The organism is Candidatus Nitrospira allomarina (assembly GCF_032050975.1).
In the GTDB taxonomy this organism is placed as follows: Bacteria; Nitrospirota; Nitrospiria; order Nitrospirales; family UBA8639; genus Nitrospira_E; species Nitrospira_E allomarina.
This window is the reverse complement of record NZ_CP116967.1, coordinates 2,011,403-2,032,653: the sequence shown is the minus strand read 5'-3', so window position 1 is coordinate 2,032,653 and position 21,251 is coordinate 2,011,403. Positions and strand designations below refer to the sequence as shown.

The 21,251-nt window shown below is 50.1% G+C and carries 18 protein-coding genes and 1 tRNA gene; 3 read left to right on the top strand and 16 right to left on the bottom strand.

The features are described 5' to 3' along the window. Positions 1 to 21: 21 nt before the first annotated feature. From PP769_RS08980 to gltX, 4 genes are all read right to left on the bottom strand, one after another. Entirely contained in the window at positions 22 to 399 is a 378-nt protein-coding gene (locus PP769_RS08980) for a hypothetical protein (RefSeq protein ID WP_312646755.1), read from the bottom strand. Between the two features lie 1,204 nt (positions 400 to 1,603). Continuing rightward, complete coding sequence (locus PP769_RS08975; protein ID WP_312646754.1) at positions 1,604 to 1,879, bottom strand: hypothetical protein; 276 nt, start codon at positions 1,877 to 1,879, stop codon at positions 1,604 to 1,606. Positions 1,880 to 2,196: 317 nt separating this feature from the next. Next, positions 2,197 to 2,270 (bottom strand) — tRNA-Gln (locus PP769_RS08970). 57 nt (positions 2,271 to 2,327) lie between these two features. Then, the gene (gene gltX / locus PP769_RS08965) at positions 2,328 to 3,758 is read right to left on the bottom strand and encodes a glutamate--tRNA ligase (RefSeq protein ID WP_312646752.1); all 1,431 of its coding nucleotides are present in this window, start codon (positions 3,756 to 3,758) and stop codon (positions 2,328 to 2,330) included. 328 nt (positions 3,759 to 4,086) lie between these two features. Between gltX and PP769_RS08960 the strand changes: the two genes are divergently transcribed. Then, positions 4,087 to 4,779: a SurA N-terminal domain-containing protein gene (locus PP769_RS08960; RefSeq protein ID WP_312646751.1), complete on the top strand. Its 693-nt coding sequence runs from the start codon at positions 4,087 to 4,089 to the stop codon at positions 4,777 to 4,779. Positions 4,780 to 4,937: 158 nt separating this feature from the next. Here the strand turns inward: PP769_RS08960 and queA are convergent, their stop codons facing one another. From queA to ilvB, 12 genes are all read right to left on the bottom strand, one after another. Further along, positions 4,938 to 5,984, bottom strand: coding sequence for a tRNA preQ1(34) S-adenosylmethionine ribosyltransferase-isomerase QueA (gene queA / locus PP769_RS08955; protein ID WP_312646749.1), 1,047 nt, complete (start codon positions 5,982 to 5,984; stop codon positions 4,938 to 4,940). A 28-nt stretch (positions 5,985 to 6,012) separates the two neighbouring features. After that, entirely contained in the window at positions 6,013 to 7,209 is a 1,197-nt protein-coding gene (locus PP769_RS08950) for a SpoIID/LytB domain-containing protein (RefSeq protein ID WP_312646747.1), read from the bottom strand. A gap of 9 nt (positions 7,210 to 7,218) precedes the next feature. After that, positions 7,219 to 7,458, bottom strand: coding sequence for a DUF2905 domain-containing protein (locus PP769_RS08945; protein WP_312646746.1), 240 nt, complete (start codon positions 7,456 to 7,458; stop codon positions 7,219 to 7,221). Between the two features lie 15 nt (positions 7,459 to 7,473). Then, positions 7,474 to 8,487 carry an aspartate-semialdehyde dehydrogenase gene (locus tag PP769_RS08940; protein WP_312646744.1) on the bottom strand — a complete coding sequence of 338 codons (1,014 nt, stop codon included), beginning with the start codon at positions 8,485 to 8,487 and terminating at the stop codon, positions 7,474 to 7,476. Positions 8,488 to 8,662: 175 nt separating this feature from the next. Further along, on the bottom strand, positions 8,663 to 9,877 hold the full coding sequence (locus tag PP769_RS08935) for an NHL domain-containing protein (protein WP_312646742.1): 1,215 nt from the start codon (positions 9,875 to 9,877) through the stop codon (positions 8,663 to 8,665). Between the two features lie 4 nt (positions 9,878 to 9,881). Next, entirely contained in the window at positions 9,882 to 10,955 is a 1,074-nt protein-coding gene (gene leuB, locus PP769_RS08930) for a 3-isopropylmalate dehydrogenase (RefSeq protein ID WP_312646740.1), read from the bottom strand. Positions 10,956 to 11,105: 150 nt separating this feature from the next. Further along, on the bottom strand, positions 11,106 to 12,653 hold the full coding sequence (locus tag PP769_RS08925; protein WP_312646739.1) for a 2-isopropylmalate synthase: 1,548 nt from the start codon (positions 12,651 to 12,653) through the stop codon (positions 11,106 to 11,108). A 64-nt stretch (positions 12,654 to 12,717) separates the two neighbouring features. After that, positions 12,718 to 13,488, bottom strand: coding sequence for a CDP-diacylglycerol--serine O-phosphatidyltransferase (gene pssA / locus PP769_RS08920; RefSeq protein ID WP_312646738.1), 771 nt, complete (start codon positions 13,486 to 13,488; stop codon positions 12,718 to 12,720). Beyond that, complete coding sequence (locus PP769_RS08915) at positions 13,485 to 14,150, bottom strand: phosphatidylserine decarboxylase family protein (protein WP_312646737.1); 666 nt, start codon at positions 14,148 to 14,150, stop codon at positions 13,485 to 13,487. The genes pssA and PP769_RS08915 overlap by 4 nt, the downstream gene beginning before the upstream one ends. A 33-nt stretch (positions 14,151 to 14,183) precedes the next feature. Beyond that, positions 14,184 to 15,197: a ketol-acid reductoisomerase gene (gene ilvC, locus PP769_RS08910; RefSeq protein ID WP_376753432.1), complete on the bottom strand. Its 1,014-nt coding sequence runs from the start codon at positions 15,195 to 15,197 to the stop codon at positions 14,184 to 14,186. A gap of 96 nt (positions 15,198 to 15,293) precedes the next feature. Then, positions 15,294 to 15,815, bottom strand: a complete 522-nt coding sequence (gene ilvN / locus PP769_RS08905) for an acetolactate synthase small subunit (RefSeq protein ID WP_312646734.1) — start codon at positions 15,813 to 15,815, stop codon at positions 15,294 to 15,296. Positions 15,816 to 15,837: 22 nt separating this feature from the next. Next, a complete protein-coding gene (gene ilvB / locus PP769_RS08900; protein ID WP_312646732.1) occupies positions 15,838 to 17,613 on the bottom strand; it encodes a biosynthetic-type acetolactate synthase large subunit in 1,776 nt (591 codons plus the stop codon). A 254-nt stretch (positions 17,614 to 17,867) separates the two neighbouring features. Here ilvB and bioF point away from each other — a divergent pair, with 254 nt between their 5' ends. After that, positions 17,868 to 19,028: an 8-amino-7-oxononanoate synthase gene (gene bioF, locus PP769_RS08895; protein WP_312646731.1), complete on the top strand. Its 1,161-nt coding sequence runs from the start codon at positions 17,868 to 17,870 to the stop codon at positions 19,026 to 19,028. 270 nt (positions 19,029 to 19,298) lie between these two features. Beyond that, positions 19,299 to 21,170, top strand: a complete 1,872-nt coding sequence (locus PP769_RS08890) for a serine/threonine protein kinase (protein WP_312646730.1) — start codon at positions 19,299 to 19,301, stop codon at positions 21,168 to 21,170. The last annotated feature ends 81 nt before the right edge of the window (positions 21,171 to 21,251 follow it).

The following is a 21,251-nucleotide window of genomic DNA, read 5'->3' as shown; positions in this document are numbered from 1 at the left end:
AAAAGAGTCTTCCAACAATCTTCAGGGTTTCAATGGCTCTAGGTCCTCGGGGTCATGATGATGAATCGCATGGTCCGCTCCGTCGGGCACCTTCAGAATTGACTGGAACCGCCCCTCAACATTCACCATTGTTCCTCCCCCCGCATCCGGAACATCCCGTAAGCCCTCCGTACTCATACGACTCTCGGGTATCGAGCCCGAAGGAAGAGGTCGTAGCGTCCCATCCGGTCCTTCAATCCGCATTGGGGCTTTACCTGGTGGAGGGGTTCCCTGACGATTTTCAAGAGACATTGTTTCCTCTTCTCCGCCATATGTTTCCACAATAACCTCTGCTTTCAGGAGTGGGGCACTAATCAGCATTAACCAAAGCATGACAGATACCGGCACCATGATTTTCATTGTATTTCCTCCTTTCAACAGTTTTATTAATTCTCTCTGAGAGAAAATTCGGTGGGAAGCCGATCAAAAAAGTTATTCTGCCTGCGATTTTCGTTCAATCTACTATCCCTTTTCGTCCATGACAACTAAAGAAGAAAAAACATAATGTTTCATTGAAAATGTATCCAATTTTCCCGAAATATTGGGTGTGGATTTATGAATAGGATGCATGAGCGAGGGAAATTAGCATATCTCAAGATTTCCAACCACTCCATAGAAAGAATGTGTGCAAGGCTTGTGGATGCCACGGATATTGTCCTAAAGCAACGGATTCGGCCATTTGGAATTCGCTTGAATTCATTAGGGGGAGGTAAGCCCCAACTGTGCTTGGCCTTATGATTCCGAATTTGAAGAATAAAAACTACCCCTACACCATTTAAAAGCAATCCTTCTTCATTCTCTCTCTTAACAAGCAAAAACAGGTCAACGGTATTGAGGAATCCCAACAAAAACATAGAAATCCATCATTTTTATTTGCTAGCCATTAAAAGTTGGAGGCAGGATCGAGAGTGAATCCTATGTTGGGATGGTTGAATGCCTTCAAATGGGATAGGAGTTGAATTGCCATTGCTTCATTCCGATGGGACCATTTTTTGTTGTCCAACGGAGGCTTGGAAAAAGAGAAGAGTTCCCATTCTGAAGAGGGAAACGAGCACCCTCTAGGACAATTGGATCCAATGACGGCAACGAAGAGCAGGGTACATATGACTACGATTTTTTTATCGACCATATTTTTTATGAACTTTAGGCGTGATGCACATTTTCAGGAAGGGAAGGACATCCAGTCACATGACATCTTCCCACGTTCCTTCAGGCTGTGTACCGTAGGGATTTTGCTGTGGAAAGATCCATTCCTCTCCTTCAGTGCCAGGCCTACTTGGGGCATAAACCTTACCTCCTTTTCCCATTCGATTTAAGCGAGCTGTTTTTTAACTTAAATTCAAATTGTACATGCAACTCAGGCAATTGGTTAATTAGGGCAACTGCGATAGCCATGGTCTTGTGGGAAATCCGACTAAACCTGGGCCTCCGTGGCTATTGGTCTCACTACTGCTATCATTTGACCTAATCCCAGAAAGGGATCAAAAATGCTTTCAGTGAGCAAAGATTTTCGGTTGGAGGGAAGTAAAGCAAAAGTGAAGTGCAATATTAATTAAGCCAGGACTTACTGCGAGGTTAAACGCCAGCGCTTCCTCTTTTCATCCGGCTCGGCCTCATCAACGAGTTTAATCTTGCCTTCCTTATGGAGCAACCGCAACATTTCACCACATGTATGGTCCAATTCCCCGGTGCCCATATTGTGCAACCCTGCCCGACGGGCGATTTCTTCCTGAAAAACCCCCGTTCCTCCCGGCTCTGCATCCGGATGCCCATGAAGGACCTCTAATAAATGGCCCTTCAATGCCTCAATCAACTCCGTACCGCGTTGATGAAGATTCATGGCGTCTCCTCTTACACTATCATTCCTTTGTAATATGACTTGGTGTCTCTTTTCCCATCCGACCCCTGACACTCAAACTTCATTCTGAGTCGATCATTCCCCCTTGCCTTACAATTTTTTCAGGATTACTTAACCAGTTCAACAATCAGACAGAAACATTTCCTTCTATCCTTAGCCTTCGTCTCCGAGGGTTGAGTGAACTCAAGAAATTAAAAAATAGGGGACTTCAAGCCTATCCGTCCATTGAAGATAAAACCGGGTAGATTATTTCCTCATAGCGAAGTATTTTGTGGAAGAAATGTGGAACCTTGGAAAGTTGGCTGGGGGACCAGGGATCGAACCTGGGCAGCCAGATCCAGAATCTGGCGTCCTACCGCTAGACGATCCCCCAACCTAGACTGAGCTTAATTCACTGTTCAGAAGCAGTCAAGCGAAGCAGCAAGACAAATCAGGAAGGCTGGTTATTGCCAGTGATGGCTCGCTCAACCCCGGCACGGATGCGTTGAAGTGACCGCTCTTTTCCTAACAGCGCCATCACCTCATAAATGCCGGGGCTGACTGTCCGGCCTGTCAACGCCACGCGTAACGGTTGAGCCACTTTACCCATTTTGAGCCCATGACGCTCGATAAGGCTATGGAGGATGCGCTCCAGAGTTTCCTTGGAAAAGTCCTCAAAGACCTCCACCTGATCGGCAAATTCCTTGAGAATCGGAGCGATCGTTTGGGTGAGATGTTTGTTCGCAGCCTCTTCCTCCATCGTCATGGGCTCTGCCAGATAGGGTACAGCCCCTTGCACAATATCCAATAGCGTCTCCGATCGCTCTCGCAAGGGCGGGATCAAGGCCTCTGCTCCTCCAGGAATTCTAGACAAGGCAGCCTGGTCATAGCCTGCGTTTTGCAAAAAAGGCAAGAGAGCGTCGGCCACCTCTTTAGGGTCACTGTTTCTAATGTACTGCGCATTGACCCAGCGTAATTTTTCAGGATTAAAGACGGCTGCTGAGGCCTGTACCTGCTTAAAATCGAAAAACTCGACCATTTCCTGAATTGAGAAAATTTCCTGATCTCCATGGGACCATCCCAGACGGACCAGATAATTGATGAGCGCTTCCGGCAGATACCCCATCTCTTTATAGGCCAACACCGATGTGGCTCCATGACGTTTGGATAGACGCGTTTTATCAGACCCCAGAATCATGGGCAGGTGAGCAAACTGAGGCACCGGAAACCCCAGAGCTGAAAAGAGCGGGACCTGTCGCGGGGTGTTGTTGACATGATCATCCCCGCGAATGACATGGGAAATGTTCATAAGTCCGTCATCCACCACCACCGAAAAATTATAGGTAGGATAGCCATTGGACCTGAGGATGATGAGGTCGTCCATGACTGTGTTATCAAACACAATCTGGCCTTTAATGAGATCATTGACGACTGTCTGCCCTTCCTGCGGGGTTAGAAAGCGAAGAGCCGCCGGTTCGGCAGGGTCGGAAATGCCTCGATGTCGACACCGCCCATCATATTTGATGGATTCGCCCTTAGCCTGAGCTTCTTTTCGTCTTGTGTCTAATTCCTCAGGCGTACAGACGCACCAGTAGGCCAGCTTTCGCTTCAAGAGTTCCATCGCCCGGTCGCGATACAACTCTAAGCGGTCGGTTTGGCGGAAAGGCCCCTCATCCCAATTCAATCCGGTCCATTTCAAGCCATCCAGAATGACCTGAATAGCATCATCCGTGGACCGGTCCCGATCGGTGTCCTCAATACGGAGGATAAAGGTTCCACCCTCATGGCGCGCAAATAACCAATTAAACAACGCTGTCCGCACACCACCAATATGGAGGAATCCAGTCGGACTTGGCGCAAAACGAACTCGAACCTCACTCATGTGTTTTCACCGATCTTTCTCTTGACCTCCCACGCCCATATTAAAAGAGGCCCCTCCGGATAGGTGCCATTGATTTCTCATGGCGCCATAATCGCCTCTACACACCTCTTTCCCCTGAGAATCAAAAACAGCCGTTTCCGGGAAACCTTCATACCGCATGCAGTACAACCTCCCAAGTCATATTTCTCATTCTCCGGCCCGTTGCTTTACCATGCCCCCTTCCCGATGTAAAGAACTGAATTGGCACGACCTGCATACTTGCCTTTCCCGTTTCCGGCCCTTAAAATTTCATCATGGTCATCAAAGAAATTCCGAGGAGGCAGGACGCATGATTCGAATTATCCGCGAGGGTTCGCCGTGGGTTATCAAGGCGGTTATTCTGCTCATTGCTGTCACCTTTGTCATCGGCATGGGTTGGTATGGGTACGAGTCCACTCAAGGCAACGCGGTCGCAACGGTCGGTCCCTATAAAGTCACCAAGGATGAATATCTCAGGACGAAGCAAGGCTATTTCCGATTTTATCGCGACCAACTCAAACAAGAAGACGTAAAAGAAGAAACCATTAAGCAACTCGCCCTCGAGGGATTGATCACCACAAAATCCTGGCAATTACTGGCGGATGAAATGAATTTAGCCGTCTCAGCTCAAGAACTCCACGATGCGATTGTGAACCAAAAAGACTTCCAAAAAGATGGCGTCTTCGATACAGAATATTACCAGCGGCTCCTAGCGGCCAACCGGATGAAACCTCATCAATATGAGGAGCAACGCCGGAACGAATTGCTGGCGGAAAAGGCGAGACTCCTTGTCTCTGAAGCCACAACACTCACCCCGACGGAAATGAAAGAAGTCAAAGAACTCGCTGACCGACAAACGCTTGATGGGGCCGAACCTGACCTCAACGTCTTAGAACAGATTCGCTTTCAATTCCTCATGCAAAAGAAACAACGAGCCATGCAGGCCGTCCAGACAGCTCTTCGAGCTCGCGGAGACGTTACGATTCACGAGGAACTGCTGTAAGAACAGACATCCGGCCTTACCCTGAAAATCTCATCTGTTTGGAATCCCCCACTGAGCCACCCGTAGATGCACCGTAGGCACAGACCCTTCCTTTTGCCTCCATAACCTGAAACCTTGGCCATACGTGAGATAGTCTTTGCAGAGAAATCACTTCCGGATTATTCCCTATTGCTACCATCGCCATTATTCAAAACAAGCATCGCATCCCCATAGCTATAAAACCGATAGCGCTCACACACCGCATGGACATATGCCTTCCTGGCCTGCTCTAATCCCGCAAACGCTGAAACTAACATCAAGAGAGTCGTTTCGGGAAAATGAAAATTAGTCAGGAGCCCATCAATGACCCGGAACTTGAATCCCGGCAGGATAAAGAGGCGGGTCTCTCCTGAACAGGACCTGAGCTCGCCTGTGTCATCTAGAGCTGACTCAAGACTTCGCGCCACGGTCGTCCCGACAGCGACAATTCTCCCGCCTCGCTTCCGAACCTCACGAATCCTCTCAGCGGTCTCTTCTGATACCTCGAACCATTCCGGATGCATAATGTGGCGGGTGATGTCCGTTGCCTTGACCGGTTGAAAAGTTCCAGGTCCAACATGCAGGGTAACCGTGGCCGTCCCGATTCCCTTCTCTGCCAGTTGCGTGATCAATTGTGGCGTAAAATGCAATCCGGCGGTTGGGGCGGCAATAGCCCCTTCTACTTTGGCAAAGACGGTTTGATAATCCTCTTGATCACGTGAAACCGGTTGGCGTTTCAAGTACGGAGGAAGGGGGATTTCCCCATGGGACTGTAACCATGTCCGCAATGCACCCGGGCCAAGCCAATGAATGACCGATCGACCAGGCTCTTTTTCCACGACCTGCGCACGGGCAGACCCCTCACATTCCACAATCTGTCCGACCCCAACTTTTCCCTGAATGAGGACTTCCGCATGATCTGTACCGATTTCTTTGACAAACAGCAATTCCACCCGGCCCCCACTTGGGACCTTCTTCGCCCAGAGGCGAGCCGGAATGACTTTGGTATCGTTCACCACGAGCAAATCCCCAGGTCGTAATAAATTTGGGAGATCTTTGATTTGCCGATCGGTTATGTCTCCAGTAGACCGGCTCAGCACCAATAATCTGGCATGATCGCGTGGATGAACCGGATATTTGGCAACCAGGGTCTGGTCAAAGGGAAAGTTGAATTGGGAAAGATCCATGACCAGGCAAGAAAAGAAGGTAAAAGAATTAGTCAATAGCAGTGAGGAGCACACGGTCGATAGGAAGAAGTATCGTGTGTGGATAATAATGTCGAATAATCGATTGGTAGTCATACCCCAACTCGGCCATCTCGCGCATACCCCACTGACACATCCCTACGGCATGTCCCGCCCCATGACCCACCACGACCACTTCCTGACCCAATGATTCGATGGAAAATTGGGTGCTGAAAATTTTTGAGTATCCCACCACTCGTCGCAAGTCTTGCCCACGCAGAATAATTTCTCCGCGAGAATGGAGCAGGCGCACACGATCAACACGACCCGATGGGGTAAAGGTATAGGGCGTAAAGGTCGCGATGTTGCCAACGTCATATCCTTCTTTGAGCAGTTGCTGCTCAAGAAAGTCGAATGTAAATGATGTCCGCCAATCATATCGTGGAGCTTGCTCGTCAAACGGGCAGTCAACACCTTTAAGATAGGGAAGATCCAATGCCCACACATACAATGCATCTTCGGTGGGACCAGCCGCTGTTGACGAATAGGCTGCAAAGATGGGGCGATTTTCATACGTCACTACTTGGCCCCTGGTGGCTGCAACGGCCTGAAGCACAGATTCAGCTTGTACGGAATGGCCATGATAGACTTGATCTTGCACGCCGGCGACTACATCGAAGGATTGCAATTGGTTTTCAACTTTTTTGTACAACACATAGGTTCTGGCAGCAACAGCTTGGGCTTTCAGGGCCTCCAAGGGCCACTTGGCCCCGACTTCACCCGAAACTACGCCTGCGACATAGGATTCAAGATCAACCCAATTAATCAAGGTTAATCCGGATGGGTCCAATCGAATTTCAAGCGGGCCGCGAACCACCCATTCTGGCCGTGAATTGCCGAGGGCAGCCTTTCCGTTCTTCGTCTCCACTCGTACCTGATAGGTGCCTGTGGATCCTTCAACCCGCAGACTCGCCTCAGTCACGACACGGTCATTGAGAAGAAGACCAGCGCCTTGCCTTCGAATAGTCACTTGACCTGAAGCATGAAATCTTTTTCCGGAAGGCAGAAGGAGGGAAAACGAATCCGCAGATTGAATGGAAAGAACCTGGGCAGCCTGGGCAAGACCCACGCGAATAACCGGTTCATTCGCCCAAATGACCGGAGAATACAACATCACCCAACTCACAAGGAGTAGACCTAGGCCTAAGCGACGTGTCACACATGCCATAACTCTTGCCTACCGCCGGAAGAAAAGATAAAAGATCACACTTCCGACCACACTGAGAATGAGACTGGTCGCAAGAGGAAAGTAAAAGGTCACATGATCCCGCTTGATGATAAAATCGCCGGGTAACCGGCCAAGCCAGCCCAGCCCCCCCTCACTATCGGACCATTTACCCAAGACCCAAAATATTCCCCCCAGCACCAGGAGGATAGTCCCCAACAGCATCAGGGCTTTTCCCACTCCACTCATCATGTCGACTCTCACGCATTACCGGATAAGTTCTTCGGCGATTTGTACGGCGTTGAGCGCGGCACCTTTTCGCAAATTATCCGCCACAATCCACAGATTTAATCCATGAGTCACCGATTCATCTTCCCTTACCCTCCCCACAAATACCGCATCAGTTCCCACCACATCGATCGGCAGAGGATACAAATTGCGACTGGGATCATCGTAGACCTGAATGCCCGGAGCGGCAGACAGTATAGCTCGTGCGTCATTGGCGCTCAGCTTTTGCTCAGTTTCAATATTCACGGATTCTGCATGGCAGATAAAGACCGGGACCCTGACCGTCGTTGCCGTAATCGGCAACAATGATTCACCCAAAATTTTCCGGGTCTCGTTGACCATTTTCATTTCTTCTTTGGTGTACCCATTCGGTAAAAAATCATCAATATGTGGCAAACAATTAAAGGCAATTTGATGCGGATAGACCGACACTTTGGCTTCTCCAAAACTGAGTAGTTGCCGGGACTGATCAATCAATTCTTCCATCGCATCCTTGCCGGTTCCGGACACGGATTGAAATGTCGTGACAATGATCCGTTTGATTTGGACTGCATCATGCAGCGGCTTCAAAGCCACGACCATTTGAATGGTGGAACAATTGGGATTGGCAATCAGCCCCTGATGTCCCGAAAGAGCATCGACATTCACCTCAGGCACCACGAGTGGTACGTTGGGGTCCATCCTCCATGCGGAACTATTGTCCACCACGACGGCTCCAGCTTTGACAGCTATCGGACCGAATTCTGTGCTAACACCGGCTCCTGCCGAAAACAAGGCCACATCCACACCCTCGAACGAGTTGTGCTCCAGCACCTTGACAGGAAGGGTCTGCCCCCGAAACATCACCTCATTGCCTTCGGAACGCGCCGAGGCCAGCGGGACTAACTCCTCGACAGGAAACTCCCGTTCTTCCAGGACCTGGATCATTTCCGTACCAACGGCACCGGTTGCTCCCACCACAGCGACCGTATAGGCCGATTTTTTCTTTATCATGTCAGGCTCACTCCCTCAAGAAAAACACGGATGGTATTCAATATTACACACATCCTATCAGTTCAAAATCCTTGACTCAAAAATGACGAAAGGGAAGTCCATAGCGATAGAGCATTCCGGCTAAAGCCCAAAGCCGAAAATTCTGACACCCCCGTAATGGCCTCCCGAACTCTTCTTAGACAGGAATATAGCGGATGCGGTGATTAAAGGTATCGGCAATGGCAATATTGCCCAAGGCGTCAACCGCCACACCAAACGGAAAACTGAGGCTACTATCCGAAGACGGGCCTCCATCACCAGCCCATGTCGATTGGCCATTGCCCGCGACCAGAGTCATTTCTTTTTTGACGGCATCCCACTTCCGGATTAGGTGATGATCGGAATCCGTGATAAGCACATGGCCTTGTGGTGTTATCGCGATGCCATAAGGCCTGGCCAACGCCTGAGATTGTTCGTTCGCCCCACGCTCGTAGCGAAACTCGGCACCATCCCCCGCCACCGTGGACAAAATCCCCGTGCGGTGGTCAAGTATTCGAATACGGCCATTAAAGGTATCGGCAATATAGAGATTTCCATGGCGATCAAGTGCCAACCCGCTTGGTCCCGCAAGCGCCGACTCAATCGCAGGCATACCATCCCCGGTATATCCGGACTCTCCGGTTCCTGCGATGGTTGTAATGACACCCGATTCCAAATCCAGCATACGGATGCGATTATTACTCTGATCGGCAATATAGAGTCGCGTACCATCCACGACTAATGCCACCGGTTCATTCAAGGAAGCGGAAGTTCCGGGACCGCCGTCCCCTGTCCACTTTGCCTGGCCGGTCCCGGCCACGGTCTGGATCATCCCCGTTTTAGAATCTACACGCCGAATGCGATGGTTCCACGTGTCGGCAATAAAGAGATTGCCTGCCGCATCAACGGCGACGGCAGAGGGAAAATTTAATTGTGCTCTTGTGGCCAGGGCTCCATCTCCCGCAAACCGATCTTTGGCCATCCCCTGTCCAACTATGTATCGCACCGTTCCACTCAAATCAGGCGTTTGAGAGTAGGCCTGGCCCGGAATCTCATCCACATCCGCAAGAGGATCAATCTCCTCCTCGACGTGAGAAGTTGGAGATGATGTCGAAGACTGTGGATTGTCTCCTCCAACACGTCGCAGGATCATGCACCCGGCTATCGTTTCGATAACACCGGTGGAATGTCGCAAACGGCGAATGACATGATTTTCAGAATCGGCGATCAGAAGGTTACCTTCAGCGTCAAAGCACACATTTTTGGGTTCATTCAGAACCGCTTGAGTTCCCGGCTGTCCGTCGCCCTCATATCCGGGCTCCCCGGTTCCCGCTATCGTAAGAATTTCCCCACTCCGTCCTTGACCAATCATCTAGTTAGTGTCCTAACTGCGTTGCGATGTGATCGCCCATTTCAGCGGTTCCAACCAGCGTACAGCCGTGACTCTCAATATCTTTCGTGCGATATCCCTGCTCAAGAGTCTTCTGGATAGCCGTTTCAATCATCTCGGCTTCTTTCGTCAATTCGAACGAATAGCACAACATCATGGCTGCGGAAGCAATGGTCCCAATAGGATTGGCGATATTTTTTCCCGCAATATCCGGAGCGCTTCCATGGATAGGTTCAAACATCCCCACTGTCGCTCCAACGCTGGCAGAAGGAAGCATGCCTATCGACCCGGTCAGCATCGCCGCTTCATCACTTAAAATATCCCCAAACAAATTGGTCGTCACGACCACGTCGAATTGCTTGGGATAGCGAACAAGCTGCATAGCACAGTTATCTACATACATGTGACGCAATTCCACATCTTGAAAATCTTTATGCACCTTGATCACTTCTCGCCGCCAGAGCTCGGACGATTCCAGCACGTTGGCCTTATCGATTGAGTGAACAAGGCCACGCCGCTTCCGGGCTGCCTGAAAAGCCACTTCCGCGATCCGTCGAATTTCCTCGGTCGTGTAGACTTCGGTATTGAATCCCCGATGTCCTGTCGCCGTTTGTTCAATGCCTTTCGGTTTGCCAAAATAAATCCCACCGGTCAATTCCCGAACAACCAGAATATCAATACCCGACACGACTTCAGGCTTGAGACTGGATGCCCCCACCAACGCTGAATACATTTTTGCCGGTCGGAGGTTAGCAAAAAGCCCAAGCTGCTCTCGCAACCCGAGTAAGGCACGCTCCGGCCGACGCTCATACTCAAGGCCTTCCCACTTCGGGCCGCCCACAGCTCCCAGAAGGACAGCATCACTCGATTGAGCCAATTTCAGGGTCTCGGCCGGCAATGGAAAGCCTGTCGCGTCAATCGCCTCCCCGCCAACCTGCCCATAGGTAAAGGAAAATTGATGCCCACACTTCTGACCAATGGCCTCGAGCACCCGAATCGCTTGTGGCATGATTTCAGGTCCGATTCCATCACCTGGCAATACGGCAATCCGTTTCTTCATGATTCCCCCAATAATATGATGAACATCTTTGGTTTAATTCTGTCGATAAACGCGCACCCTAAACGGTCTGAGAGAAAACACACACCCATGGACGAAGAAAATGGCAGGAGATCAGAGGCTCATTGACTTAAGATGAAGGGAACGCGTTTTTCAACACAACCCGATTTTTTGTTCGGCTCTGGCATGCCGTTCCGCGAAATCCGCCAATTTATTGAGCGCATTGAGGTAGGCCTGTGCAGAAGCAAGAATAATATCCGTATCTGATCCGTGACCGGTAACGGTTTCACTATTTTCCTCGACGCGAACCGACACTTCTCCCTGGGCATCAGTACCCCCAGTAATCGCTTTGACGATATAGGCACGAAGAAGACTTTTCGTTTCAGTCAAGGCCGCAATGGTCCGGTACACCGCATCCACCGGCCCATCACCCGTACCCATCAGTTTCGCGATTCGCCCATCCATCATCAATTCCACCATCGCGGTCGGGCGCTGATCCAGGCCACTTTCCACATGCAACCCCTTTAAGGCATAGCGCTCAGGAACTTTGGTAATTGCCTTATTGACGATTGCCTCCAGATCTTCTTCAAATAATTCCTTCTTTTGATCCGCCAGATGTTTAAAGCGTTCAAAAGCCTCTTGCAATTCCTGATCAGAAAGGGTGTACCCCAGATTTGCCAGTTCTTCACGAAAGGCATGCCGACCAGACAGTTTACCCATCACCAACCGACTTTGGGTTAATCCCACTGATTCCGGTCGCATGATCTCATAAGTACTTTTGTCTTTGAGCAATCCGTCCTGATGAATACCGGACGTGTGCGCGAAGGCATTGGCACCCACAATCGCTTTATTGGGCTGAACCACCATTCCAGTAATATTACTGACCAATCGACTGGCTTTGGAGATTTCCTCCGTGCGGATGTTGGTATCGGACTGGTAAAAATCGGTACGCGTACGGAGTCCCATCGCGATTTCTTCTAACGACGCATTGCCGGCTCGTTCACCAATCCCGTTGATCGTACATTCCACCTGGCCCGCTCCCGCATAAATGGCGGCCATGGAATTTGCGACAGCCAACCCCAAGTCGTTATGGCAATGGACGGAAATAATGGCTGTCTCCATCCCCCGGACTCGCTCTCTTAATGTCCGAATAATCTTTCCAAACTCCTCGGGAGTCGTATACCCCACCGTATCCGGAATGTTCACCGTTCCCGCTCCAGCCTCCACTACGGCTTCCACCACCTCACAGAGATAGGTCAAATCGGAACGGGTGGCATCCATGGGCGAATATTCCACATCCTCAACATAACTCCGGGCATGGCGAACCATTTCCACTGCCCTCTTAAGGGCTTCGTCCCTGGTCATGCGAAATTGATGTTTCAGATGGATATCCGAAGAAGACAAAAACGTATGGATTCGGCATTTGGGTGCGCCTTTGAGTGCCTCCCAAGCCCGGTCAATATCTTCCGGTTTCGCCCTGGCCAGACTGCAAATGACCGGACCTTCCACTTCCTGGGCAATACGATGAATCGCTTCAAAATCACCAGGAGAACTAAACGCAAAACCGGCTTCGATAATATCTACATTTAACCGGGCTAATTGCCTCGCCACGAGGATTTTTTCTTCGATGTTCATGCTCGCGCCAGGAGACTGCTCTCCATCCCGCAAGGTGGTATCAAAAATTCGGATCATCCGTGTCATGGCTCATTACCCCCCCACATTTGGTCTTCATCTAACGCCCCTTCTCCTCTGCATGGCGGTTTATTCATTTATGGAGTCCATCCGGCCTAATCTCTTCCCCCGGCTTTTTCCCCATCATACCTGCCACCAGCTTCCATCCTTGCTCCAATACGCCCGAAAGCGCATAGGCTGCAAACACGACAAAAAGCATCGCCTGTGGATACGCTAAGACCGCCATGAGAATGAGGACTGCATACACCAAATAATTAAAGTGGTGGTGTTCCTGCGTTTTCAATTCCTTCAGACTACGATAACGAAATGTACTCACCATGAGAAACGCCAGCACCAGGGTCAAGATAATCCCAAGAATAGGCTTCACCTTCTCCCCTAACGGCGCAACATGCTGATCAAAAATTACCAACGTGGCCATTACCCCTGCTGCACCGGGAATAGGGAGTCCGGTAAACGGCTTGCCGTCTCCACCTGTTGTCGCCAAAACGTTATGCCTAGCCAAACGCAGGGCACCACATGCGACAAAGGCAAACATCACCGCCGCGCCCAACATCTTCGGACCACTCAGGGCCCACGAATACATCAGCAAGCCAGGAGCCACGCCGAAAGCCACGACATCTGCCAACGAATCATATTGCAACCCGAAGTCACTCGTACTTTTCATCAAACGGGCTGACGTCCCATCCAATACGTCAAACACGATCGCCACAAGGATCGCAATGGCCGCAGATCCATAATCGCCTCCAAAGACAAACAGGATAGAAGCCAGGCCACTAAAGAGATTTCCTGTGGTCAGCAGATTGGGAATTAAATAGACGACCCGTCGTTTTTTGGGCTGTTTCATGAAGGCTCCACGCATAGCAACTCCGCCACGATGGACGATCCTCCCTTTACCCTCTCGCCAACCTTGACTTGAATGGCACTATCGTGAGGAAGATACAAATCCATCCGAGATCCAAACCGAATAAGCCCAAACCGTTCGCCTGCCTCAACCTGTTCACCGGGGTTGACCCAACAGACGATTCGTCTGGCAATTAACCCGGCAATTTGGACGCACAATATCTTTTTCCCATCGGAACGCCTGAGCATCAGCGCATTTTGCTCATTTTCCGCTGATGCCTCCGGACGACTGGCTACTAAAAACTTCCCTGGAGCATAGACGACATCCTGTAACACTCCTGCGGCCGGCATCCGATTGATATGGACATTGAATACGTTTAAAAAAATGCTGATTCTGATACTGGGCTCTTTGAGGAACCGGTGCTCGAACTCCTCTTCCACCGCTACGACCGTCCCATCCCCTGGAGACACAATGAGGTTTTTTCCCTGAGGAATCGTTCTGGCCGGGTTTCTAAAAAACCAGGCAGTAAACAGGGTTAACGATCCCATCAGGCAAGTGAACCAGACCGATCCGGCCGCCCAACACCCAAGCGTCAGAAGTCCTCCCCCTGCGATAAAGGGGATGCCTTCTTTTGCAACAGGAATCCCTTTTGCCTGATCAGCCATTGGGAATGGGTCTCACGTCCCGCAACCTTCTCATCAATTTTTCTGCTTATCCACAAGCTGATCTTTTTGCAGCCATGGCATCATCCCTCGCAACCGTGAACCGACCTCTTCAATCGGGTGCTCCTCTCCCTTTCTCAAGAGCGCGTTATACACGGGCCGGTTCGCTTGATTTTCCAGCACCCACTCTCTGGCGAATCGACCGCTTTGGATCTCTCCCAAAATCTCTTTCATCACTTTCTTCGTCTCATCCGTTACCACACGTGGCCCTCGTGTCACATCGCCATATTTGGCCGTTGTGCTAATAGAATAGCGCATGTTGGCAATGCCACCCTGATAGATCAGATCCACAATGAGCTTTACTTCATGTAAACATTCGAAATAGGCCATTTCAGGCGAATAACCGGCTTCAACCAAGGTTTCAAATCCTGCCTGAATCAAGGAGGTAAGCCCTCCACATAAGACCGCCTGTTCCCCAAAAAGATCCGTTTCCGTCTCTTCTCGAAAGGATGTCTCAATGACACCCGCTCTGGCTCCGCCAATCGCACAAGCATAGGCCAAGCCAACCTTTGTTGTCTGACCGCCGGGATCCTGGTGAATGGCTAACAAGCACGGTACGCCCGTCCCCTTGGTATATTCCGACCTGACCAGATGTCCTGGACCCTTGGGAGCCACCATAAACACATTTACGTGGCTGGCAGGTTGAATTTGCCCAAAATGGATATTAAACCCATGCCCAAAGGCCAGATAAGCTCCCTGTTTTAAGTTTGGACCAATATCTTTATTGTAAATGGCGGCTTGGGCTTCATCTGGAGCTAACAGCATCACCACATCGGCACCTTTCACCGCATCCGCAGTCGGCATGACTTTCAACCCAGCTGCTTCCGCCTTGTTCCATGACGATCCTTCCCGGCAACCCACGACCACTTGAAGACCACTATCCCGCATGTTTAAGGCATGAGCATGACCTTGGCTACCGAAACCCACCACGGCCACAGTTTTTTTGGCTAAAATCTGTCGGTCTGCGTCTTTTTCATAATAAATTTTCATCATGCACTCCTCATAAAGATAAAATAGTCCTTAGTCGTTCCGTCGATCAGGGTGGACGGATCCCTTCAGTCTAAAGGCAGGTGTTGGTTGGCCTGATTAATTCGCTTTCGCAAGCGGTCGGGATTGGGTTTGTGTCGAGCGTGTCGGTTCGCGCCCAATGGCAATCCTGCCGGTGCGTACCAGCTCTTTGATGCCAAGTGGCTGTAGGAGATTGATGATCGCCTGGACTTTCCTCACATCTCCAGTGACTTCAATGGTATAGCTGGTAGGAGAGGAATCCAGAACATTAGCTCGAAAAATATCTGCAATGCGAAGAGCTTCAGCTCGATCCTCCGGCCGGGTATGAACCTTAATGAGCGCAGTTTCTCGTTCAACAAACTCGCTTTCGCTAATATCAACGACTTTAATCACATCAATGAGTTTGTTCAGCTGCTTCAGGATTTGTTCGATAATCGGATCATCCCCCTTGGTGACCAGGGTCATCATGGACACAGAGGGATCCAGCGTCGGGGCAACTGACAAACTTTCGATATTAAACCCACGCCCGCTGAAGAGTCCCGCTATTCGGGACAAAGATCCGAATTTATTTTCTACCGTCAACGAAATAATGTGTTCCATAACACCCTTTTATGGTTGTACTCTAAGCTGTGATGACAGAATCCGAATCCGCCTGAGTACCAATTTTTTGCATGGCATTGGGCTTTTTTAAGTCCGGGGGATCTGCTAATAACATTTCGTGATTACAGCCTCCGGCCGGAATCATGGGATAACAATTTTCAAACTGGTAGGTCGGGACGTCAATCACAACCGGGCCCTTTATGGAAAGCGCTTCTCGAATCCCGCTATCCATTTCCGAAACCTTTTCAATTCGAATACCGGCAGCCCCATAGGCTTCCGCTAATTTCACAAAATCAGGAACGGTTCCCAGGTAACTTGACGCATACCGGCCCTCATAAAACAAATCCTGCCACTGCCGAACCATGCCATGGAACCGGTTATTAATAATAAAAACTTTAACTGGTAGTTGCTCAACGACTGCGGTCGCCAACTCTTGGGTATTCATTTGAATACTGCCATCACCGGCGACACACAGAACCAGTCGATCCGGAAACGCAGCTTGCGCACCCATGGCAGCCGGCAATCCAAACCCCATGGTCCCCAATCCCCCTGATGTTAACCAGGATTGAGGATTTTGTAATTTAAAATATTGAGCTGACCACATCTGGTGTTGTCCCACGTCTGTGGCCAAAATAGGATTTCGGTCGCTCGTCAGCTGATACAGGCGATCAATAAGAAATTGTGGCTTAATTTGTCCGTCAGGATCTTGATCATAGCGCAGAGGATGTGCTTGCCTCCAGGCATTCAGTTGATCCCACCAGGGTTTCCTTTGCTCTTTTTGATTCCCATTCACCGTAGCGCGAAGAATATTATTCAATTCGATGAGCACTCGCTTACAGTCACCGACAATAGGAATGTCTACCTGAATATTTTTCCGAATAGAGGTCGGATCAATATCAATGTGAATAATTTTCGCATCGGGACAAAACTCTGAAACCTTGCCCGTCACCCGATCATCAAATCGTGCCCCAACGGCAATAACCAGGTCAGAATAATGCATGGCCATGTTCGCGACATACGTCCCATGCATGCCCAGCATGCCCAGTGAGAGTGGATGGTTTCCGGGAAATGCCCCAAGCGCCATCAACGTCATATCCACGGGAATTTGCGTCAGCTCGGCCAGCTCTTTCACCTCCGGAGAGGCCCCGGATAACACGACTCCTCCACCCACATATAAAATTGGACGCTTGGCTTTCATGATCGCGTCCGCCGCTTGCTTAATTTTCCACCGACTTCCGTCGTACGTGGGGTTGTACCCGCGAATGGAAACAGAGGTTGGGTAATGAAAGTCCGCTTTATCGAGCGAAATATCTTTAGGTATATCGACTAAAACCGGGCCAGGGCGACCAGTAGTGGCAATATAAAACGCCTCCTTAATCGTCTGTGCCAAATCTTTCACGTCCTTAACCAGGAAGTTGTATTTGGTGCACGGACGACTGAGACCGATGTTGTCGGCCTCTTGAAAGGCATCGTTGCCGATTAAGGCTGTCGGAACCTGTCCTGAAAAGACGACTATGGGAACTGAATCCATATACGCGTCCGCAAGAGACGTGATAACATTTGTCATACCGGGGCCGGAGGTAATCAGCGCCACACCAGGCTTGCCCATGGCTTTCGCATATCCGACGGCCATAAACCCTGCACCCTGTTCATGTCGTGTCAGAATTACCCGAATATCTTTTTGCTGGTGCAAGACATCGAATATTTTGAGAACCACTCCGCCTGGTAAGGCAAACATGGTTTTCACGCCCTCACGCTTTAATGCTTCTAAGAAGATTTCTGCACCAGTGATTTTCATAATTCTCACCCTCTGGTTAATTTGACGACGGACCAAACCTGGTGAACCACATCGTCCCGGGAAAACCCCTCAATAACCTCTCCGACAAAAAATATTCCCCATTTGTGGTAAATTTATAGTCTGTATAAATAAACCATTGTAATCATTATGGTTTTTTCAAGTCAATATTTATTGTAACAGGGTTGATCGTATTACGAAATACCTGTGGACGATAGATCTTATAGGTAATATTTCAAAATCCGGTGGCCATCTCAATGTTCAAAGAAGACCTCAAGGCCTTGGCGCAACGACATCTTTTGAGGGAGTTATCTCTCATCAACTCTCCCTCGGCTCCGGTCATTTCAGTGGAAGGGCAGGAAGTCCTTCTTTTTGCTTCCAATAACTATCTTGGGCTGGCCAACCATCCACAGATAAAAGATGCCGCCATAAAAGCCATTGAAAAATTTGGAGTAGGATCTGGAGCCTCACGGCTCATTTCCGGCAACATCACGCCTCATCACGTTTTAGAAGGTGAGTTAGCCAGTTTTAAGGAAACAGAGGCCGCTCTCACCTTTTCTTCAGGTTATACCACCAATATAGGAGTTATCCCGAATCTTGCCACAGCAGATAGCCTGATTTTGGCGGATCGGTTATGCCATGCCAGCCTGATCGATGGTTGCCGCCTCAGCCGGGCCACACTACGCGTCTTCCATCATAACGACGTCAGCCATCTTAAGCGACTTCTGGCAAAAACACGCTCCAGGACTTCGACGCTCATTCTGACCGAAGGGGTGTTTAGTATGGATGGAGATGTGGCTCCACTACCCGAGATAGCGAGATTGGCAGAAGAATACGGTGCCACCCTGCTCATTGATGACGCGCATGGCACCGGGGTCATGGGCGCAACCGGTCGAGGCACGGTAGAACATTTTGGAATAGACTCGCGCCACATTCTGCAGATGGGCACGCTCAGTAAAGCCCTTGGATCCAGTGGCGGGTTTATCGCGGGGCCGAAAGATTTCGTGGCCTATCTGGTTAATACCGCACGCTCCTTAATTTATACCACCGCCCCCCCACCCGCCCTTGCCGCCGCAGCGAGCGCAGCTCTGGCAATCATCCGGCAAGAACCCCAACGCCGAGTGATGCTCTGGCGAAATCGAGAGTTTTTGCATCATGGCTTAGTGTCCATGGGATTCCAACTGACCAACACTCACAGCCCTATTCTCCCGATCATGGTGAACGACCCGGAAATCGGGGTCCAGATGAGCCAACACTTACGGGCAGAGGGCGTGTGGATTCCCGCTGTCCGCCCCCCTACAGTTCCTAAAGGGACCAGCCGCCTCCGCATCACGGTGACAGCCGATCATTCGCTTGAGCATCTCGAGACCGCCCTCAGAGCATTACGGAAAGTAGGAACAGCCCTTAAGGTTCTCTGAGCGAAGGATTGCTCCCTGTGCTCCTCTAATGCCTCCCGGCCCCTCCTGCGAAACGCCCTCTCTTTACGTCCTACATTCGAGATCTTCAAAAGATCAAGAATCCCCTCCATTCAAGAAAATCAAACGGTATTCCGACAAGATGAGCAGGAATTCCATGGCTCCGAGATTTCCGCATTGACTGATTGATAGGGGTGCCTTCGTTTCAATGCGCCACGACCACAAGACGTACTCATTCATCACAAATTTTCTTTAAAGAGTTAGGTTTTTTGTATGACTACACAGCTGTTGCCTGGAAAAATTGAAATACAGGGAGAAATTGCCAACGGTCAAACCGGAACCATTTACTATGGGTATGATTTCGAACTGCGGCAAGAAATGGCGATTAAGGTGTATCATACCCATATCAATGGTCGGCTCATTCGTGGAAAAGCCTTCATCGAAAAAGCCAAATCGCTCCTTCGATTAGAACATCCCAATCTCATTAAAATCTTCAAAGTGGAAGAGCAGGACGGCACCCCTATCGTCTGCATGGAATTTTTTGACGCTCCCAGTCTTCAACACGTCATTCAGAATGAAGGGCCTCTTTCAGTCGAAAAAATGCTCTTGCTGGCTCGTGAAATTGCGGAAGTGTTAGTTCATATCCACTTTCAAGGCATCATTCACGGCACACTCCATCCGGGGCACGTCCTGGTCGGCCCTCAAGGCCAGATCAAAGTGATGGACCTCGGATTATCTTGGATCCTGATGGACATCCTGAAAAACTGTGACGCTGAGTTACTCAGACCATTACCCTACCTGCTCCCGGAAACTGCCAAAAGCGAACTTCTGACCCTCGGCAGTGATTTGTACTGTTTGGGATTCATGATGTATGACATGCTCACCACGCGAGTGCCCTATTCCGGTCTTCCGAAGACATCAATTATGGGAAAACTGGCTTTCGACCAGGCTGACCCGGCGTTTGACTTCCCGGACCATGTCCCGAAAGCCATCTGTGAGCTTATCCGCCAAATGACCCGGAATCAGTCCCCACAGCGACTTCAAGATGCTACCCATGTCCTCACCATTTTGAACCAGCAATTGGCAAAATTTGCACCTGAAGTTTTGAGGCCGCCAGCGGCCCCTGCAGAACCTCATCCGACGCCAGACATCCAAACAGCCAAGATAGAGACACCGAGCCTTCCACCCCAGGCACCAGTATCAGTAGACCCTCCAAGCCAACCGTCTACCGTGACCCGGCCGAAACACTCTACCGACTATCAAGGAATACACCGAGCCAAGACGAGAAAAAAAACAGGCGTCACGATTGGAATCACCTTGCTTCTCTTTATTGGTGGCACCATGGGTTATATATATAAGGAACAGCTCGGCATCCCTTTTCTGGCATCGAATCAACCCAGGGTCCACAAGCAGCCACTCCTCAACGAACCAACGCCTGTCGTTCCACCAATAGACTCATTGTCGACCGTACCTCCTGACAGCCCAATTTCTTCTCCGCTCAATACCTCAACGACAGAAGTGCCACACGTGAACATCAGTGACACACCAAAGAGTGATAACTCAAACCGGGCAATCCCGACACCCCCGGCACCAGCAACGGTGGGGGAGGATCACTCCTTGAAACCTGATGCATCACACCACCCTGAAACACCATTGCCTTCTCCTCCGGAACACACAAATACACAATCTCTGAACCCGAGCCCACAACACATATCTGAAGGCACCCAGGTTTCGGACAAACCAAACTCGGCGCCATCCCAAGGCCATGCCAACATGGCTGATCCACCATCTTCCAAAAAACCGGTTACTCCGGTCACGCCACCGCCGTCGACAACAAATCCTCCAGCAACGGGGCAAAGACTTGTCCCTACAGTCACGGAGAAACCCGCATCACAATCTGAACAGTCTCCAGCACTTTCTCCCAAGGGACCGCCATCCTTACAGGACTCAACTGCTCCCTCCCCGAACACCGAGTCGTTAGACAACATTGAAAGCAAGGAACTCCAAGACATATTGGATTCGGTTCAGATCCCTACCCTTTCTTCGGAGGGACCCAGTCCTGTACTTCCATCCCCTCCGAATCCACCGTCTCTTACCCCCGCACCGAAACTCCCCGCTCTTTCATCGCCCGTATCTCCCCCATAAGCACTCGCTCACAGTGCAAATTTTCAGAAGCCCTATGCATGAGTCCATCACACAAGACCGATATCTCTTAAACCTTATGGT

Coding starts and splice junctions, on each gene's coding strand:
- PP769_RS08980 (WP_312646755.1), bottom strand. CDS start 399: ATGAAAATCATGGTGCCGGTATCTGTCATGCTTTGGTTAATGCTGATT.
- PP769_RS08975 (WP_312646754.1), bottom strand. CDS start 1,879: ATGAATCTTCATCAACGCGGTACGGAGTTGATTGAGGCATTGAAGGGC.
- gltX (WP_312646752.1), bottom strand. CDS start 3,758: ATGAGTGAGGTTCGAGTTCGTTTTGCGCCAAGTCCGACTGGATTCCTC.
- PP769_RS08960 (WP_312646751.1), top strand. CDS start 4,087: ATGATTCGAATTATCCGCGAGGGTTCGCCGTGGGTTATCAAGGCGGTT.
- queA (WP_312646749.1), bottom strand. CDS start 5,984: ATGGATCTTTCCCAATTCAACTTTCCCTTTGACCAGACCCTGGTTGCC.
- PP769_RS08950 (WP_312646747.1), bottom strand. CDS start 7,209: ATGGCATGTGTGACACGTCGCTTAGGCCTAGGTCTACTCCTTGTGAGT.
- PP769_RS08945 (WP_312646746.1), bottom strand. CDS start 7,458: ATGATGAGTGGAGTGGGAAAAGCCCTGATGCTGTTGGGGACTATCCTC.
- PP769_RS08940 (WP_312646744.1), bottom strand. CDS start 8,487: ATGATAAAGAAAAAATCGGCCTATACGGTCGCTGTGGTGGGAGCAACC.
- PP769_RS08935 (WP_312646742.1), bottom strand. CDS start 9,877: ATGATTGGTCAAGGACGGAGTGGGGAAATTCTTACGATAGCGGGAACC.
- leuB (WP_312646740.1), bottom strand. CDS start 10,955: ATGAAGAAACGGATTGCCGTATTGCCAGGTGATGGAATCGGACCTGAA.
- PP769_RS08925 (WP_312646739.1), bottom strand. CDS start 12,653: ATGACACGGATGATCCGAATTTTTGATACCACCTTGCGGGATGGAGAG.
- pssA (WP_312646738.1), bottom strand. CDS start 13,488: ATGAAACAGCCCAAAAAACGACGGGTCGTCTATTTAATTCCCAATCTG.
- PP769_RS08915 (WP_312646737.1), bottom strand. CDS start 14,150: ATGGCTGATCAGGCAAAAGGGATTCCTGTTGCAAAAGAAGGCATCCCC.
- ilvC (WP_376753432.1), bottom strand. CDS start 15,197: ATGAAAATTTATTATGAAAAAGACGCAGACCGACAGATTTTAGCCAAA.
- ilvN (WP_312646734.1), bottom strand. CDS start 15,815: ATGGAACACATTATTTCGTTGACGGTAGAAAATAAATTCGGATCTTTG.
- ilvB (WP_312646732.1), bottom strand. CDS start 17,613: ATGAAAATCACTGGTGCAGAAATCTTCTTAGAAGCATTAAAGCGTGAG.
- bioF (WP_312646731.1), top strand. CDS start 17,868: ATGTTCAAAGAAGACCTCAAGGCCTTGGCGCAACGACATCTTTTGAGG.
- PP769_RS08890 (WP_312646730.1), top strand. CDS start 19,299: ATGACTACACAGCTGTTGCCTGGAAAAATTGAAATACAGGGAGAAATT.